Genomic DNA, 15670 nt, shown 5'->3' with positions numbered 1-15670 from the left:
TCACATGTTTCAGCTGGCCGACGAGTTGAATTCCACGAGTTTTTTCCAGTCGATGGTCCCGTTGTCCTTGCAGTATTCGCAGGTAAAGGTCTTAGTGAACATGTTGATTCTCTGGGCGTAGGATTGCTGAAATTCATCGTTTTTTTCTTTCGCTTTATGTCCCAATGGTTCGATGATTTCTGTGTAAAGTTCGGCATTTCCAGAGATGAATTCCCAAAATTTTTGACCGCAGTACTTGTAATAATCCCCTTTATCGGGATTGGTGCTCTTTCCATAGCAACAGCCGTTGATCGCAACAACCTGCAGTCCTGAATTACTGGTACGAAGCGTTTTAGCCGCTGTTCTGAAGTCGGATTTCATTTTTTTTATCTGGCTTGCATTTCCCCAGTTCGGGCCGGACTTGATGTTAACCATGAATCGCTGCCCATCGTTATCAAATTCAAGATCTATTCCATCAATTCCTGATTTCCAGCCCCCATAGACTTTTCCGTTGATGAAAATTGCAAGTCCCTCAAGCCAGTCGCCGAAAATTGTTTCCTCGTTCGATGAAATATGAGCATCGACAAGGCCCCTGATGATTTCCTCGGCAGTCAGAACGTACTTCGCCTTGAAAAGGTAGGGATTTTTTCTCTTCAGGACTTTTTTCAGGCTCAAGCCGTCGAGGCTTGCAATCCTTTTCTGGTGAAAGGTACCGATATTGTTTTCAACGTATGTCGATACGTCGTTCAGGGATTCATACAGACATCAGTATTTACAGGCTTCTCCGGTCATTTCGTCACAAAACCATCACAAAAACGGAAAAACAGCCCCAGTGAGACAACAAAAAAGCCAGGAAAATACGTTCCCGGCTTCAATTCTTCTTATGACTATTGCTGATTAAGAAATTTACCCGCAAGCCATACTGGTAGATGGTTTCATTTCGGACACTCATCAATGAAATACTTTTTGTAAACCTGAAACTCCCGATCTAAGCCCGATAAAACCCCGAAAAGACACTACTGTAATTCATGCCCTGTCTAATTTGTTTTCTGACCGATAATATTAGAGTGCTGAAAGCCACATTTCCTCGTTGATAATTTTTACGATACACCCTTTTTGATCCCGATTGAGTACAGCGTTTTGTATTTTGAGCCCATAATTTGAAAATTTCCAATCTCTTGAGGATAATGCCCCTATTACAAGGTAATTCAGTTTTTTTGTAACTGACTTCATCGGTATGCCACCTCGTTTAGAAATGAGCGCTTCGCACTCTTTACGTTCTCCGTGCAGAAATGTTCCCGTAAGGCAGAAAGTACGTTCTGAGAAGATGATTTCAGCATCCGAATCAACAGGGAAACGGGTAGATAAGCCCTCAGTGATACCCTGAGCTATAGAATCACCAAACAATGAATTGATAGCATTCTTCAGAATCGTTCTTTCATTTTCCGTTATTACTCCATCCTGTAAAACAGCTTTTAGTTTTGAAAATAATTCAGAACCCGGCCAAGAATTTCGCAGAAAAGTGTTTCTATCAAGAAATTCGGCAAGGTATTCGATTTCAGTATCATTCAGGATACGGTCGGAGCTGATTCCTTTGCAAATACCAAGTAATAATTCATGACCATTTTCAGGGCCATAGTTTACTATTAGCTTGTCATTGTCGTAAACAAGAATACTTGCAGCTGCTCGGATACCCGCCACTTCTTCATGTGAAACATGGCATTGTTGGCATATCTTGCGGATTTTTTGTTGTAGCGAACCCATTAAGGCATTTCTGAATAACTCTTCATTTTCATCTATCCATACACTGAGAAATCCGATTTCAGAATCAGTGATAACCGTATCGGATTGGATACCCTCAATGATTCCCATCAGGCTATAGAGGGCTTTTCTACGATTCGCATAATAATTGAATGCTATGTTTTCAGGCTGGCCGTTCTGATCAAGATTGCAAGTACCCATTTTGATTCTCTTTAATGTTATGCTGCCAGACAATAATTTTTTTTAGATAAGATATTCATATAAAACAAAAAAAGCCGAGAAATACGCTCCTTGCAGTCATCCTGAACCTGCCCGATACGTCTCTTTATTTGTTCGTTTATTCGTTCCTTTGTTGCGTTTTGGTGGTATATCGCCAACGCTCTGAGCCTTAACCCCTGAGTATAAAGCTTTCCGGCCATTACTGGAATTCTTGCCTATCCATCGAATGCAAAAAACGCCACCTCTCTCATGAAAAACGACGCTCATAAATCGCCCACGTTGAACGATCTCGCGTAAAGCCATATCATTCATTACCCTGCATCCGGCCCCTGCTGGCTATCTCGGCTGAAAACTCATCCCACTCACTGCTCGGCTTTTGCTTCTCCGGTGCCGTCACTTTCGACCTTGAGACAGGCGACAAACCGAACTGAAGTCTCATCGCGTTTATCAGTTGGAGCATGTCTCGCGCAATCTGCCACGCCGGGTTTTTCACTTGCGCGCCGTCCTCTCTTGCGCTGTCCACGACAAAGCACCCGCCAATCTCCTGCATCAACGCTCGGTAGTCTGCGACAAGCTGGCAATAATCCGCCATCATAGAAATATCGGCAACCGTCAGAACTCCGTTCTCGATAAGTGGAACGGCTTCCTGTCGCCAAACTGCCCGCGCCGCCGGTGTAAGATGTTTCGGTGGTTTGGTGCTCGCTGCCGGGAACTCAGGTTCTCCGTCGTGCCGTGCAGGTCTGTATGTGCCTTGTAAGATGTGCATTTGCTTCGGTAGTCTTTTCATTGGTGTGAATCGCTTGTTGGTTGACAAAAATACTCGAAATTATCGGCGCACTAAAAAAAATCCCCAGCAGTGTTATTCTGGCAAGCCCGTTTTTAAAAGTTTCTTTCCGCCCCCTCCCTTCCCCGTCGCTCCGGTCACGTGATCTCGTACTCGTCGCCGTATCCATCCGTCCGCCGTCCGTCATTGTCGAATTCGATACCTTCAGATTGCAATGTTCCCGTAATATGTAGAACCTGATCCGCTACGATCTCCGCCACGTGCAGCGCCATATCCGGGTTTCCTGATACCCAAGAGTTATATAAGCTCAGCATCAAACAACGCACCTCCTGAGAGTTGATAAAGTCTGATTCAAAGGCTCGCCGGGATACATCGGCAATGGTCTCAGATAATTCAGGAGTTAGGAGCGGGAAGATTTTCTCAGAAAAAACCGGCCCCGTTTCCCTGAACGCTCTGTCTGCTATCCTCGTAACACTCCCCCAACTCTCTCTTTTTCTACTCATGTGCTTTCCCGTTTGTCCGGCTCGTGCCGATTGTTTGTAATGTAAAACCTTCATCTGAACCCCGATCCTTGCCGCCATATCGGCGCGCTGCTGGATCTTCTCGCTGGCTCTCCCATAGCCGCCGTTCTATCTCAAGCTGAAAGCGCCTGCCTGTTTTCCATCAAGAGATAATCTGCCAAGTCCAACCCTGCAGCCCTGTCCGTGTCGGTTGCTCGTCTCTCAAGAATATCACTCACCGTAAAGCCAGGCATTCCCTTTGCAATCTCGCTCCATTTGTCGAACGCGCCCAAGTCAGGGAATAACGTTACCTTGCGGTTCCGCAATACTCGCAGTGCCTCCCGTGTCTTGTCTGTATTGCCTCTCTTGCCGCCGAGCGCCAGCCATGAGTATTCCGGGATGAATCCTGCAGCAACGATAGCCGTCTTTTCGCTCTCAACAAGGGCAACGGGCTTTTCTTCCCTGATAAGCAGGTGCTCTCCGAACAGGCACTGTTTCAGGTGGAAAGGCTCGATATTGAGAACCTTGTGTACCCAATTGGTATGATTAAACGGTTCTTTCACCCTGCGCCCCGTCTCTGCGTTATAGAGCATGATTTTCCCGCTCCTGATCCTGCCTGCAACGTCCTGCTGCCAGAATATCGAAGCTCCCGGCCAATGCTTCGACGTGCCAACGTGATAAGCATCGACAAGCTCGAAAGCTTTCTCAATCCCGAACACGCTGGCAAGCCACCACGCGAAATTGTTCTCATTGTAATTCCTAAGGCTCTTATTCGCCATCTCTGCATCAATAAGCGAAGGCTCAGGCTCAAGTATCGGCCCCTTTCGTCTCGGTGCTGCTGGCGGCCTTGCGCCTGCCTGCCTTAAGTACTCACTCGGTCTCAGGTGATAACCGCATGAATCCTCTCTGTCGCATCGGCCTACATCGTCAGCAATCTGTTCGCCGGTCACGGTATCAACGTACCGAACAAAGCGCCGCTGCTGGCATGCCGGGCAGATATGTTTCGATCCGCTCCGCTCCAAGTGATAACGGTACTCAAACATTACGCTCAAAAAAAAGATTGTTTTACCACTGTCATAAATGTCACTTTTGTCACTAAAACGGCTCCTCATCCGCGCGCCGGGAACAACCGAAGCCCCACCCGGTACCCCTCTTGACCTTCTCAAACCCGCAAGCCTCCAAACGCTTTGAGAAATTCCGCTTATTTAATTCTCGGTAACCGTCATCAGCACAAAAGCTCTTATAGCCTTTGTAGAGGTCTCCCAGTGTCTCGAAGCCAACACCTGAAGGCTCAAGCGCTCGATCGTCAACGAACATTTGAACAGAATCGCTTTCACGTTTATACTGATCGACCGCGTGCCGTGCGGCATCGCAATTGCTGAAGTTTTTCTGTTGGAGTAACCGTCGCAAGCCTTCTAACGCCCAATTAAAAACGCCCGGCAATTCCGAAGCAATTATCTTACCGGCCAACTGCTTGTCCTGCTCGTGCTCAGGAATCGTAACCGTGAACGGAATAATCAGGAACCGCCGAAAATATGCGTTCGTGTGTTCAACATCTCTCGGCAGTTCGTTCGCATTGAAAATCAGTTTCGCGTATTCCTTCAGAATAAAGGGTTTCCCGTACGGTAACCTCGCTTCGACCGGCTCACCTGAAACGATCTGTTTGAATATGCTTGCTTCGACCTTACTGTTAATCTCAGAAGCGTAATTCACAAGCTTATCCGCAAGCATCGCCCGGTAGTAAGCATTTCGGCTGTCGGTCAAGCTGGCAAGGCTGTAGCTGCTGGCATTGTCTGACCCAAGCAGGGCAAGAAGTATGTCGAAAAAGACGCTCTTCCCGTTCGCGCCGCCGCCGTAAAGCATGAGCGCCTTTTCGAGTTTCAACCCACGGATGAAGACGTAACCCACGAACTCCGCTAAAACTCGCTGCGAATCCGGATCCGGTAAAACTCTCTCAAGGAACGACCGGAACAAAGGCGCCTTAGCATCCTCCCTGTACTCGAATGGTAAAACGTGCGTCAGAAAGTCCGCGCGCCGGAACTCTCGTAACTGCTGGCCGGACTGTGTAATTTCGAATGTCCCGTTCTGCAGGTTGATGAGTGTTCGACCCGTGCCCATGTCCGGCTGGGTTAGATGCGCCTCGCTATGAAACTGCTTTAACAGCTCTGCCCGGAATTTGTAATCATCTGCCCGATACCTCGGAACGCCTGTCCGGAGCGCCGCCGTACCCAAGAACGCTTCCATATCGTCATCCTCGACCCGCCGCCAATGCGACCCGGTGAAAACATAAACCGCCCCGTTTCTTTTGCATAAGCCCCAGTTCTTGCACTCAGCCAAACGGACAACGCTTTTGATAGAATAGATTCGGTGATGAACTGCTCGAACCTCTCCGCCGCCCGTGAATCCGGTAAAATTGACCGGCTCGATCTGCTCAAGAAGCTGCTCAAGAATCTCATTTGGTGACAAAAGTGACATTCCAGACAATCCCAAAACATCTTTTTTTTCTGGCTCCGACTCAAACGCTTCGGCTCTGATCTCGTCAATGATACTGGTCATAATCCAAGCCCTCCCATGAATCGGTTGAGCTGAACAAGGAAAGCTCTTAACCTGAGAATCAGGCTATCGTCGAATAGCCCGGTCGAATTCTTGCCGTGTGGGCGCTGTTGATTTGTCATTGACCTGCCCTCCGTTCGCAACGCGCAAGAAGCTTGCCATCTGAGCCGACGAAGTAGCTGAATCGCAAGCGTGACGGGAAGTCCTTCAGGAGCACGTAAGCATCAATGCAGGCCCGCCGGACATTTCGCTCGTAGGTCTCGAAGGCTTTGAAATTATCGGCAGGCTGGATATTTTGAGACTGTTCCCGCTGGTCTCGCCCATCAGCATCAATTTCCTTCTTAAGCCTCACCTTTCGCCCGGTGAGGCTTTTGCTTTTTCGCGTCATCGCTCAGCCCTCCCCTTGCTCGACGCTGCCGCTCTCGATCCATTGCTGAACCTTATCCACGGGAAAAAGGAGTCTGCCGTTTGGCGCTTTCTGGCAAGGAATTTTCCCAAGCATCGACCACTTGAATACTGTCGATTTGGAAACAGTCATGCCCGCATAGTCATGCAGGAAAGTGACAAGCTCAGGAGTAGAGAAGAACTTTTTCTCAGGTCTGGTAAGAAGTGTGCTTTCCATAATAGCAACATGTTTACTTGAAGTTCTGTTAACTGCAAGTGCATGTTACTAATGGATTTATAGGAAGGACGAATAGGTATAAGGTGTCCTTATTTCTACCTATTCTTTTTCTCGTTCAATTGCCTTTTGTATGTCTTAAATGCCTGCTCAAACACTGATAGCGCAACCAAAACTGGAGACTCTTTCTTAAAATCATCATATAGCTTTGCGATATAACCTGTCTTGGTTTTCGCTCCAACCGGTCTCCGCCCTCCTTTTAATGGGAGATAAAGCAGTTGATCATCAGGAGCCGCCAGTTTATGGCGTTCTTCGATGAACTGTAAGCATCGGGATTCAGCGTTTAAACTGTGTGCTTGATCGACTGGTTCCGATAAATCAGCCGGGAGCCGCCGTAGGAGATTATGAGCCTGAAACATGAAATACTGCTCATACGGCATCAATCCTTTTTTTAAGCTCCATTCTCCCGAATCGACAAGTTCTTTCGTCCACCGGCTGGCATCAGCCTTACTCGCCATTCCTAAAATGAGCCACCCCCGAACCCTATCGCTCAACAAAGAATCAATATCCTCCGTAGTCGCAACATCAGACAGCTTTTCCCGGAACGTCTCGACCTCAGTAATGCGCCGATATCCTTCTTTAACTATCCGGTCATGCTTTAAGCCCTCATCTGTCATTGCGCCACAGCAAAGCTGTTGTTCCCGGTGAAACCTCGCTTTGCCTTGCTCTTTCTCAATAAAGGATTCCGCTGCATCCTGAAGAACCTTGATGACGCCCCAATGAATATTCATATCATCCACTTGTTTTATTGTTGTTTACTGAACCTCAATTGCAAGTTCAACCGCTGTATATCGCTGCCCGTCGAACAGATAGCGCCCGTCATCATCCCGAGGCAACGATAACGCCGCTGCAATCTTCTGGCCTTTCACCTCAAGCGCCTTAGATAGCGTGCTCTTTCCCGTGCCGGCTGCTGCTGGTGGCGCCGGGAACACTGCCTGATCCGCCGGGAATGACTGAAGCACGTCTGGTAACGACTGAACCGCTGCAAGCCTCTTGGAATCAACAAGCCTTATATATCGCTGCGTAGTCCCTATGTCCGTATGTCCTAACAGTTTTGAAACCGTATAATGATCCACGCCGGCAGTAAGCGCCGATGTGGCGAAGGTGTGCCGGGAAACATGGAAGTGTAACCGAAATTTCAACCCTGCCGATAATCCCCAGACGTGAAGAATCTGCCCCAATCGGCTCCGACTCGGAAGGATGAACACGCTATCGCTACCCTCTGGAGCGAATTCCGCATAGATCCCCCGAACAGCTTGCAGAACCTTCACGGCATCGGCAGTAAGAGGATAGTTTTCATACTGGCCCGTCTTAACCTGCTGAAAGCGGATGTACGGGACTCCATTGACCAAAGAAACCTTCTGCCATGTGAGCGCCTCAATATCTGAAATTCTTAGCCCGGTGAAGCAACCGAAAAAGAACGCTTGCTTAATCATCTCATTACTGCATTCCGCCCGATGCAACGCCTTGAGCTGCTCGACCTGAAGGAATTCCGTCTCAATGGCAACCTTCTTTATTCCCGATACTTTGCCGGTAAAATCCTGCTCGATGTACCCAAGCCTCCAAGCTGCCCGAATGACTGTTTTCACGGAACGGAGATAATCCGTCGCCGTGTTCTGGCTGATAGTCTCAATAGTCAGTAGGTGCGCTTTGAACCGTTCCAACCAGATAGAATTCAGTTCACTGAACAATAGCTTGCCCCCGGTGAACCGCTGGAGAATCGGTATAACATTCATAAAAACGGAATGTCTCCCTTTTTCTGCGTAGCTCCGATAGTAATCAAGAAAATCATCCGTCTGTCTTGCTTTCCTGCTGAATGTGCCGGCAGGATCCCGCTCAAGCTGCTTTTCAATCTGTCGTCGCTGCTCTTCCGTCTCAGCCTTCGCTTTGGCGTACGCCTTACGGTCTTTCTGGCTTGCCTTTAATCCGGTAGACTGCCGGAAACGCCCGAAGTCTTTATGATAAACGTCTATCGAAAACGCTATATCTCCCGACGCTGCTTTTCGCTCGATAACCTTCACGCCCATATCGCCGATTCCCCTGTTTTTGTGACACGCCTTGTGAAATCTCACAAATTAATCACAAAACCATAAGAAACAAAGCGAAAAGTGAAGCAATCAAAGGATAGGGAGGAAGGCTGTAGAGTATTGTAATCAGTAAGAGAAGGGAAGAAAAGGGAAGGTATCGTAATACGTCAATATACACGGTACAAGAAATTCAGGGAGATTTGTTGCATAGCTGTTCTTTTTTTCCAGCAGGTAAAGTTCCGTCGGTTCGAGTTCGTTTCTGACCATCTCGTAGTACTCAGGGACAATTTCTATGCCGATCGAGTTTCTTTTCATTCTTTTGGCTACAGCGTTGGTTGTGCCGGAGCCCATGAACGGGTCGAGTACCGTGTCGCCTTCTTTGGTGAAGAGCTTGATGAACCATTCCGGAAGTCCTTGCGGAAATGCAGCACTGTGGTTTTTGTTGTTACACTCGGTTGCCAGATGGAGTACATTTGTTGGATATGCCTTTTCCCGGTCAAGCCAGTTTGAAATGTTTTTCCCGAATCCACTGCCGACTTTGGATTCATCACGGGTTTTGTCTGTTTCACTGAGCCTTTTGAGACGGCTTTTCGACCACTCGCCCATAGGAACCATGACGGTTTCCTGGTTCATGTAGAACTGCTTGCTTTTATTGAACTGTATCAGTCTTTCCCAGGAGTCTCTGAACCGGTTTGGCCATTTACCGGGATAGCAGTTTTTTTTATGCCAGATGAACTCCTCGGTCCAAAACCAGCCCTGTTGTCTTTTCATCTCAAGGATGAGCTCCATCACGTAGATACTTCTTTCTCCGTTGACAACCTTTTCCTTTATGTTGAGAACAAACGTGCCGGTAGGTTTGAGGACTCTCAGGAGTTGTTCAGTTATAGGCAGGAACCACGCAACGTATTTATCCGGATGAATTCCGCCATAGGTTTTTTCTCTTTGATCTGCATATGGCGGTGAGGTGAATATCAGGTCTACCGAGTTGTCCGGCAGCTCTTTGAGGATATTCAGGCAGTCACCCAAATAGAGATCGGTTTTAATTTCCATTACTTCTCGTATGAATCAGGTTCAGGTTTTTGCTGTGATATTCCATCATGCAGGGCAGGGGAGGCTCATTATCGCTACCGGGTAAACTTACATTTTTTCCCTGATTTTTTTGCCTGAGCCATTCAGATTGCTGGTGAGTTACATGCGGCAAGTTCCGGGTTTTCATGCCTGAAGGTTTGCGTTACTGCGTTTACCTCGTTGGGTGTTCAGTTCCAGTCATCAGGGCTTCCCAGAGATCCGGAGCCCTGTCCGTCAAACGTATTTTCAGGCGGGGAAGGGAGGTTACTCCCCGGCGGTCTTGAATTCGGAGGTGGCGTGGAATTCAAGTTCGTACGGAACTCAGGGTCGTGACTGAAAACATGAAGTTTAATTGCAGTGGGGTATATTCCAATGATGGAGCATACCCGAACAACTGAACAGGATTAGAGCGAGTTCCTGTCAGCCGGTTCAACTGTTTTTTTACGTGTCGTCGTAATGGCCGCAGAGGGAAAGGATGTAAACGATGACAACGTTTTCGTCGATGCGATAGATGAGCCGGTCTTTTTTGTTCAGTCTTCTCGACCAGTATTTCGACAGCTCTCCTTTGAGCTGTTCCGGTTTCCCGCTTCCTTTCGTTGGATGTTCCCGAAGTTCGTTGAAGATTTTTTCGATCTTGCGCTGAACGGACTTGTTACCGCTCTGATGCCAGTGTTTAAGATCGCTGTCGGCCCTTTGGGTTACGATTATGGAATATTTTCCCATAAGTCCCTGACGTCATTGACCTCACGGATGCGACCCTTGGCAATGTCATCCTCTGACTCTTTCAGTACGCTGAGGAGCTCCTGATTGGAATAACAGGAGTCTTTGTCACTGATCTTGCGGGCGGGAATGATTTCATAGGTTTCGCTTTTCCCGCACTGAATGATGACTCGTTCCTTCTGGACGAGGTTCAGATACTTCCGCAGGTTTTTCCGCAGTTCGGTTGTGCTGATTGCGATCATGGTGATGTGCTTTATGTGTTACCTCATAATGTACAAAACAAATCAAACATCCATGCTATCAGCTTCCGAATCGAGCCGAGCCACCTGATGAAGATCACGCTACTCCTTTCCGGAATTACGGCAATACCGGGGCATGAGCAAGTGCTCTGCGCGGGCTGGCAAAGAGGGAAATCCCGGGTCGGGGGGAGTCAGGGTCATAGGTGAAATTGTATGATACGTAAAGCCCGTCGCGAGACGGGCTTTGGCATTTCAGGCGGGAGAGGAAATCACTCCCCGGCGGTCTTGAATTCGGAGGTGGCGTGGAATTCAAGTTCGGGGTAGTCCTCGCGGGCGACCTTCAGCATCCATTCGCTTTCGGCCAGGAACACCGGGTGCTCTTCGCGGTCGAGCGCTATGGCGGTCGATTTGCGGCGCATGAACTCCTCGAGCTGCACCTTGTTGTCGCTGGTTATCCAGAATGCCTTGTGGTAGCGGAGCGGCATGAAGTCGCACTGGGCGCCGTACTCGTGTTCGAGGCGGAACTTGATGACGTCGAACTGCAGTTCGCCCACCGTGCCTACGATTTTGCGGCTGCCGTACTGCACGAAGAGCTGCGCCACACCCTCTTCGGTGAGTTGCCGGATTCCCTTGTCGAGCTGCTTGGTCTTGAGCGGGTCGCGGTTTTCAAGCAACTTGAAAATTTCCGGCGAAAAGCTCGGAATGCCCCGGAACTGCAGATCCTCGCCTTCGGTGAGCGTGTCGCCGATTTTCAGCGAACCGTTGTCGTACAGGCCGATCACATCCCCCGGCCAGGCTTCGTCGATCACGCTTTTTTCGTTAGCCATGAACTGCGTGGGGCTCGAGAACCGGATTTTCTTGCCGAGGCGGGTGTGGTAGTAGAACTTGTTGCGCTCGAACTTGCCTGAACAGATTCTGAAAAAGGCGGTCCGGTCGCGGTGGTTGGGGTCCAGATTGGCGTGGATCTTGAATACGAAACCGGTCATGGCCTCTTCCGAAGCTTTTACTACCCTCTGTGCGGCCTCCCGCTCATGCGGGCTCGGGGCTATGGCCAGAAACGTTTCAAGCAGCTCCTGTACGCCGAAGTTGTTGATGGCGCTTCCGAAAAAGACCGGCGCCAGAAGGCCGTCGCGGTAAAGCTCCGGGTTGAAGGGCTCGTAGACCCCCTCTATCAGGGAGACCTCCTCCCTCAGCCTCTCGCAGAAGCTTTCCGGAATCCACTTTTCCAGTTCCGGATCTTCGGGGCTTTTGATCTTGATGAGCGTTTCGCCGATTCTGGTGGCGTTGGCCTCGAACAGGTTCAGCTCTCTCCGGTAAAGGTTGTAGACCCCTTTGAAGGTCTGGCCCTGGCTGATTGGCCAGGTGAGTGGACGGACTTGTATCTGAAGCTTGTGTTCGAGTTCGTCGAGCAACTCGAAAGGGTTTTTGCCTTCGCGGTCCATCTTGTTGATGAAGATGATGACCGGAGTATTGCGCATCGAGCAGACCTCCATAAGCCTTTCGGTCTGGGCTTCGACGCCCTTGACGCAGTCGACGACCAGAATGACGCTGTCGACGGCCGTGAGGGTGCGGTAGGTGTCTTCGGCGAAATCCTTGTGGCCGGGCGTGTCGAGAATGTTGACCCTGCGCCCCCTGTATTCGAATCCCATCACCGAGGTGGCTACCGAAATGCCTCGCTGCTTTTCGATTTCCATGAAGTCGCTGGTGGCCGTCTTGCGGATCTTGTTGCTCTTGACCGCTCCGGCTGTCTGGATCGCGCCGCCGAAAAGCAGAAACTTTTCGGTAAGGGTGGTTTTGCCGGCATCAGGGTGGCTGATGATGGCAAAGGTTTTCCGTTTTGCGGTTTCCTTATTCAAGGCTGCGTCCATGCTTTGCTCAGTGTGTTTCCGCTACTGCGGAAGGTGAAAAATCGCTGTAAGCCGCAAAGATACAAAGATAGGGGGTAAAAAAAGAATCGACGGGTTCATGCACTTAGCGTACAATACCGTATTTTCAAGCTTGATCTGATGTTACCAGCTTTTATCCTTAACCCGATTCCGGAGGCAGCGTGAGCGGACTTGAAAAACTTCTTGACCAGATCAGCGGATATGTCTGGGGCGTGCCCCTGCTTGCCGTGCTGTTCGGCACCCATCTGTTTCTTACGTTCAGGCTTGGATTCATCCAGAAGCACACCTTCAGCGCCATCCGTATGTCGCTTACAAGAACAAGGGAGGGTGAGGGTGAGATCAGCCACTTCGGCGCTCTGGTGACGGCGCTTGCCGCCACCATCGGTACCGGTAATATCGTCGGTGTTGCCACTGCGGTAGCCGCAGGAGGACCTGGTGCGGTACTCTGGATGTGGCTGACCGGCGTGTTCGGTATGGCTACCAAATATTCCGAGGCGCTGCTTTCGGTGAAGTACCGGGTCGTGGGCGGGGACGGGACGGTTTCGGGCGGACCTATGTACGTGCTCGAGAAAGCCATGAACATGAAGTGGCTCGCCGTGCTGTTCGCTGTGTTCACCGTAGTCGCATCATTCGGCATCGGCAACATGGTGCAGGCCAACTCCATAGCCGCGATGGTCGAGAGCAATTTCAATATTGCCCCCTGGATCACCGGCGTGCTGCTTACGGTGTTCACTGCGGTGGTGATCATCGGCGGCATCAAGTCGATCGCGAAGGTGTGCGAGTACCTGGTGCCATTCATGGCGCTGCTCTACGTTATCGGGTGCTTTGTGCTGCTGTTTCTTCGCCAGGACTCGCTGCCCGAAACCCTGCAGCTCATCTTTTCGTCGGCATTCAACGGCCAGGCCGCTCTCGGCGGATTTGCCGGAGCGGGAGTGCGGGAGGCCATGCGTTTCGGTATCGCTCGCGGCCTTTTTTCCAACGAATCGGGACTCGGCAGTGCTCCCATTGTCGCAGCAGCAGCACAGACCAGCCATCCGGTGCGCCAGGCGCTGATTTCGGCAACCGGTACATTCTGGGATACGGTTGTGCTGTGCGCAGTTACCGGCATCGTCGTGGTCAACTCCGGCATGTGGCAGAGCGGGCTGAAAGGTGCGGAACTTACCAACGCAGCCTTCAACGAAGTACCCTATATCGGCAATGCCGTGCTTACCTTCGGGCTGCTGACTTTCGTATTTTCAACCATTCTCGGCTGGTCGTACTACGGCGAAAAAGCCATGGAATACCTGTTCGGCAAACAGCTTGTCGTGCCCTACCGCTGGGCATGGGTAGCGGCGGTCATGGTCGGTTCGGTCGCTTCGCTGCAGGTGGTCTGGACCTTCGCCGACATCGCCAACGCGCTCATGGCTCTGCCGAACCTTGTGTCGCTGCTGGTGCTGAGTCCTGTGGTCGCTGCCGAAACGAGAGCGTATTTTCAGCAGAAAGCCGAAAGCTGAGATTCTCTTGCCGTCTCTCTTGAAGCCTTTGAAAAAAAATGCTATAATGCCACGGCTTTTCCGTGTTTGACCTATAACCAATTCAAGACATCCGTTATGAATTTCAATCCCTGGCATCATGTTGAGATAGGAGAAGATCAGCCTAATATTGTCAATGCCATTATCGAGATTTCACGAGGCAGTAAAACAAAGTATGAACTGGACAAGAAGACCGGCATGCTGAAGCTCGACCGGGTACTTTTTTCCTCGGTATTCTATCCTGCCAATTACGGCTTCATTCCCAAAACGCTCGGTGACGATCACGATCCGCTCGATATCGTGGTGATTTCCCAGTGCGATATTGTTCCGCTGTGCCTGGTGAGGGCAAGAGTGATCGGTGTTATGCGCATGGTCGATCATGGCGAGGGCGACGACAAGATCATTGCCGTTGCCGAAGATGACGTGAGCATGAACGGTATCAACGATATCGATCAGCTTCCTCCGTACTTCAACTCCGAGCTCCAGCACTTTTTTGAAGAGTACAAGGCTCTCGAGCATAAAACCGTTCTTGTCGAGCAGTTCCAGAATGCCGAAATCGCGCGCCAGAGCGTGGTGCATGCCATCGACAACTATAACAAGGTTTACGCATAAGCGGTTTTGTTGATGAACCCCTGAAGTTGGGGTTTCGCTGCATCCCTGTTTCCTGCCGCGAAGGGTTTTTCCGCTTGCCCTTCGCGGTTTTTTTTGTCGCCTGCGGTTTTTCAGGAAGAGAGAGGGGGCGCCTCCGGTCGGGCTAAACGAACGAACTGCCGGCTTAATCCGTTTCTACTGTATAGTTTTTGTTTGCCGTTCCCCGTCTTTCCTAACTGTTGAAAAACAGCGGTTATGAACAGTGTGATCTCTCCTGAAAAATATCGTGTTCAGCAGGGTGTGCCGATGGATCTTTCGGTACTTCCCACCCTCGAGCCTCCTCTCTACTCCTCAAAAAAAGAGTGCACTGCGGTGCTCGACCGGCACGTCAGACAGCTCAGTGAAATCCAGCAGCGCCACTATGCCGACAACCGGTATGCGGTACTCCTGATTTTTCAGGCCCTGGACGCCGCAGGCAAGGACAGCGTGATACGTCATGTCATGTCGGGAGTCAATCCGCAGGGGTGCCAGGTTTACAGTTTCAAGCACCCTTCGCCGCATGAACTCGATCACGATTTTCTCTGGAGAACCAACTGCGTCCTGCCGGAGCGGGGGCGCATCGGCATTTTCAACCGCTCCTATTATGAAGAGGTGCTCATCGTGCGTGTCCACCCCGAAATTTTCGTGCGTCAGGGGATTCCCGAGGTGCGTATGAAAAACGGCGACGTCTGGAAACAGCGATACCGGTCGATCAACGAGCTTGAACGGCACCTCTACCGGAACGGCACCCGGATTCTGAAATTTTTTCTGCACCTGTCGAAGGAGGAGCAGCGCAAGCGTTTTCTGGAAAGGATCGACAAGCCGGAAAAGAGCTGGAAGTTCAGCATGGCAGACATCGGAGAGCGCCAGTACTGGCGTGAATACATGAAGGCCTATGAAGCCTGCCTTTCGGCAACCAGCACCAGCTACGCTCCCTGGTACGTCATTCCGGCCGACGACAAGAAGAATACGAGGCTTCTGGTCTCGCGCATTATTCTCGACATGTTTCAGGGGCTTGACCTCAGATTTCCCGAAGCCGACGCCCGGAGGTCGGAGGAGTTGCGGGAATGCCGCAACATGCTTCTGCGTGAGGAGTCGTGAAGGATCGCCCCGA

General features: G+C 50.3%; 17 protein-coding genes. 3 read left to right on the top strand and 14 right to left on the bottom strand.

The features are described from left to right. Nucleotides 1-9: 9 nt before the first annotated feature. From K9G39_RS00725 to K9G39_RS00660, 14 genes are all read right to left on the bottom strand, one after another. Nucleotides 10-741 (bottom strand): PmeII family type II restriction endonuclease, encoded by a 732-nt coding sequence (locus K9G39_RS00725; protein ID WP_363319348.1) that lies wholly within the window; start codon nucleotides 739-741, stop codon nucleotides 10-12. A gap of 300 nt (nucleotides 742-1041) precedes the next feature. Beyond that, the gene (locus K9G39_RS00720; RefSeq protein WP_292003001.1) at nucleotides 1042-1851 is read right to left on the bottom strand and encodes a BRCT domain-containing protein; all 810 of its coding nucleotides are present in this window, start codon (nucleotides 1849-1851) and stop codon (nucleotides 1042-1044) included. Nucleotides 1852-2263: 412 nt separating this feature from the next. Continuing rightward, nucleotides 2264-2746 carry a phage terminase small subunit P27 family gene (locus tag K9G39_RS00715; RefSeq protein WP_292003000.1) on the bottom strand — a complete coding sequence of 161 codons (483 nt, stop codon included), beginning with the start codon at nucleotides 2744-2746 and terminating at the stop codon, nucleotides 2264-2266. A 134-nt stretch (nucleotides 2747-2880) separates the two neighbouring features. After that, nucleotides 2881-3324 carry a hypothetical protein gene (locus tag K9G39_RS00710; protein WP_292002999.1) on the bottom strand — a complete coding sequence of 148 codons (444 nt, stop codon included), beginning with the start codon at nucleotides 3322-3324 and terminating at the stop codon, nucleotides 2881-2883. Nucleotides 3325-3377: 53 nt separating this feature from the next. Continuing rightward, on the bottom strand, nucleotides 3378-4286 hold the full coding sequence (locus K9G39_RS00705) for a DUF6371 domain-containing protein (RefSeq protein ID WP_292003066.1): 909 nt from the start codon (nucleotides 4284-4286) through the stop codon (nucleotides 3378-3380). Between the two features lie 52 nt (nucleotides 4287-4338). Beyond that, entirely contained in the window at nucleotides 4339-5799 is a 1461-nt protein-coding gene (locus tag K9G39_RS00700) for a phage/plasmid primase, P4 family (RefSeq protein WP_292002998.1), read from the bottom strand. Nucleotides 5800-5914: 115 nt separating this feature from the next. Then, nucleotides 5915-6184 (bottom strand): hypothetical protein, encoded by a 270-nt coding sequence (locus K9G39_RS00695; protein ID WP_292002997.1) that lies wholly within the window; start codon nucleotides 6182-6184, stop codon nucleotides 5915-5917. A 3-nt stretch (nucleotides 6185-6187) separates the two neighbouring features. Next, nucleotides 6188-6418, bottom strand: a complete 231-nt coding sequence (locus tag K9G39_RS00690; protein WP_292002996.1) for a hypothetical protein — start codon at nucleotides 6416-6418, stop codon at nucleotides 6188-6190. Between the two features lie 95 nt (nucleotides 6419-6513). After that, a complete protein-coding gene (locus tag K9G39_RS00685; RefSeq protein ID WP_292002995.1) occupies nucleotides 6514-7206 on the bottom strand; it encodes a hypothetical protein in 693 nt (230 codons plus the stop codon). A gap of 24 nt (nucleotides 7207-7230) precedes the next feature. Beyond that, complete coding sequence (locus K9G39_RS00680; RefSeq protein ID WP_292002994.1) at nucleotides 7231-8502, bottom strand: site-specific integrase; 1272 nt, start codon at nucleotides 8500-8502, stop codon at nucleotides 7231-7233. 126 nt (nucleotides 8503-8628) lie between these two features. Beyond that, nucleotides 8629-9552, bottom strand: a complete 924-nt coding sequence (locus tag K9G39_RS00675; protein ID WP_292002993.1) for a site-specific DNA-methyltransferase — start codon at nucleotides 9550-9552, stop codon at nucleotides 8629-8631. A gap of 459 nt (nucleotides 9553-10011) precedes the next feature. Continuing rightward, nucleotides 10012-10293 carry a Txe/YoeB family addiction module toxin gene (locus K9G39_RS00670; RefSeq protein WP_292002992.1) on the bottom strand — a complete coding sequence of 94 codons (282 nt, stop codon included), beginning with the start codon at nucleotides 10291-10293 and terminating at the stop codon, nucleotides 10012-10014. Beyond that, nucleotides 10275-10532 carry a hypothetical protein gene (locus tag K9G39_RS00665; protein ID WP_292002991.1) on the bottom strand — a complete coding sequence of 86 codons (258 nt, stop codon included), beginning with the start codon at nucleotides 10530-10532 and terminating at the stop codon, nucleotides 10275-10277. Before K9G39_RS00665 ends, K9G39_RS00670 begins: the two co-directional genes overlap by 19 nt. A gap of 266 nt (nucleotides 10533-10798) precedes the next feature. Continuing rightward, nucleotides 10799-12397, bottom strand: a complete 1599-nt coding sequence (locus K9G39_RS00660; RefSeq protein ID WP_292002990.1) for a peptide chain release factor 3 — start codon at nucleotides 12395-12397, stop codon at nucleotides 10799-10801. A gap of 179 nt (nucleotides 12398-12576) precedes the next feature. On the opposite strand from K9G39_RS00660, the gene K9G39_RS00655 reads away from it, so the two are divergent. From K9G39_RS00655 to K9G39_RS00645, 3 genes are all read left to right on the top strand, one after another. Next, nucleotides 12577-13908, top strand: a complete 1332-nt coding sequence (locus tag K9G39_RS00655) for a sodium:alanine symporter family protein (protein ID WP_292002989.1) — start codon at nucleotides 12577-12579, stop codon at nucleotides 13906-13908. 96 nt (nucleotides 13909-14004) lie between these two features. After that, nucleotides 14005-14538 (top strand): inorganic diphosphatase, encoded by a 534-nt coding sequence (locus K9G39_RS00650; RefSeq protein WP_292002988.1) that lies wholly within the window; start codon nucleotides 14005-14007, stop codon nucleotides 14536-14538. 234 nt (nucleotides 14539-14772) lie between these two features. Beyond that, complete coding sequence (locus tag K9G39_RS00645) at nucleotides 14773-15657, top strand: ADP-polyphosphate phosphotransferase (RefSeq protein ID WP_292002987.1); 885 nt, start codon at nucleotides 14773-14775, stop codon at nucleotides 15655-15657. Nucleotides 15658-15670 lie beyond the last annotated feature (13 nt).

This window comes from Chlorobium sp., from assembly GCF_021740465.1.
Taxonomy (GTDB): Bacteria; Bacteroidota; Chlorobiia; order Chlorobiales; family Chlorobiaceae; genus Chlorobium.
The sequence above is the reverse complement of the archived record's forward strand: the minus strand, read 5'-3'. Positions and strand labels throughout refer to the sequence as shown.

Coding starts and splice junctions, on each gene's coding strand:
- K9G39_RS00720 (WP_292003001.1), bottom strand. CDS start 1,851: ATGGGAATCATTGAGGGTATCCAATCCGATACGGTTATCACTGATTCT.
- K9G39_RS00715 (WP_292003000.1), bottom strand. CDS start 2,746: ATGAAAAGACTACCGAAGCAAATGCACATCTTACAAGGCACATACAGA.
- K9G39_RS00710 (WP_292002999.1), bottom strand. CDS start 3,324: ATGGCGGCAAGGATCGGGGTTCAGATGAAGGTTTTACATTACAAACAA.
- K9G39_RS00705 (WP_292003066.1), bottom strand. CDS start 4,286: ATGTTTGAGTACCGTTATCACTTGGAGCGGAGCGGATCGAAACATATC.
- K9G39_RS00700 (WP_292002998.1), bottom strand. CDS start 5,799: ATGACCAGTATCATTGACGAGATCAGAGCCGAAGCGTTTGAGTCGGAG.
- K9G39_RS00695 (WP_292002997.1), bottom strand. CDS start 6,184: ATGACGCGAAAAAGCAAAAGCCTCACCGGGCGAAAGGTGAGGCTTAAG.
- K9G39_RS00690 (WP_292002996.1), bottom strand. CDS start 6,418: ATGGAAAGCACACTTCTTACCAGACCTGAGAAAAAGTTCTTCTCTACT.
- K9G39_RS00685 (WP_292002995.1), bottom strand. CDS start 7,206: ATGAATATTCATTGGGGCGTCATCAAGGTTCTTCAGGATGCAGCGGAA.
- K9G39_RS00680 (WP_292002994.1), bottom strand. CDS start 8,502: ATGGGCGTGAAGGTTATCGAGCGAAAAGCAGCGTCGGGAGATATAGCG.
- K9G39_RS00675 (WP_292002993.1), bottom strand. CDS start 9,552: ATGGAAATTAAAACCGATCTCTATTTGGGTGACTGCCTGAATATCCTC.
- K9G39_RS00670 (WP_292002992.1), bottom strand. CDS start 10,293: ATGGGAAAATATTCCATAATCGTAACCCAAAGGGCCGACAGCGATCTT.
- K9G39_RS00665 (WP_292002991.1), bottom strand. CDS start 10,532: ATGATCGCAATCAGCACAACCGAACTGCGGAAAAACCTGCGGAAGTAT.
- K9G39_RS00660 (WP_292002990.1), bottom strand. CDS start 12,397: ATGGACGCAGCCTTGAATAAGGAAACCGCAAAACGGAAAACCTTTGCC.
- K9G39_RS00650 (WP_292002988.1), top strand. CDS start 14,005: ATGAATTTCAATCCCTGGCATCATGTTGAGATAGGAGAAGATCAGCCT.
- K9G39_RS00645 (WP_292002987.1), top strand. CDS start 14,773: ATGAACAGTGTGATCTCTCCTGAAAAATATCGTGTTCAGCAGGGTGTG.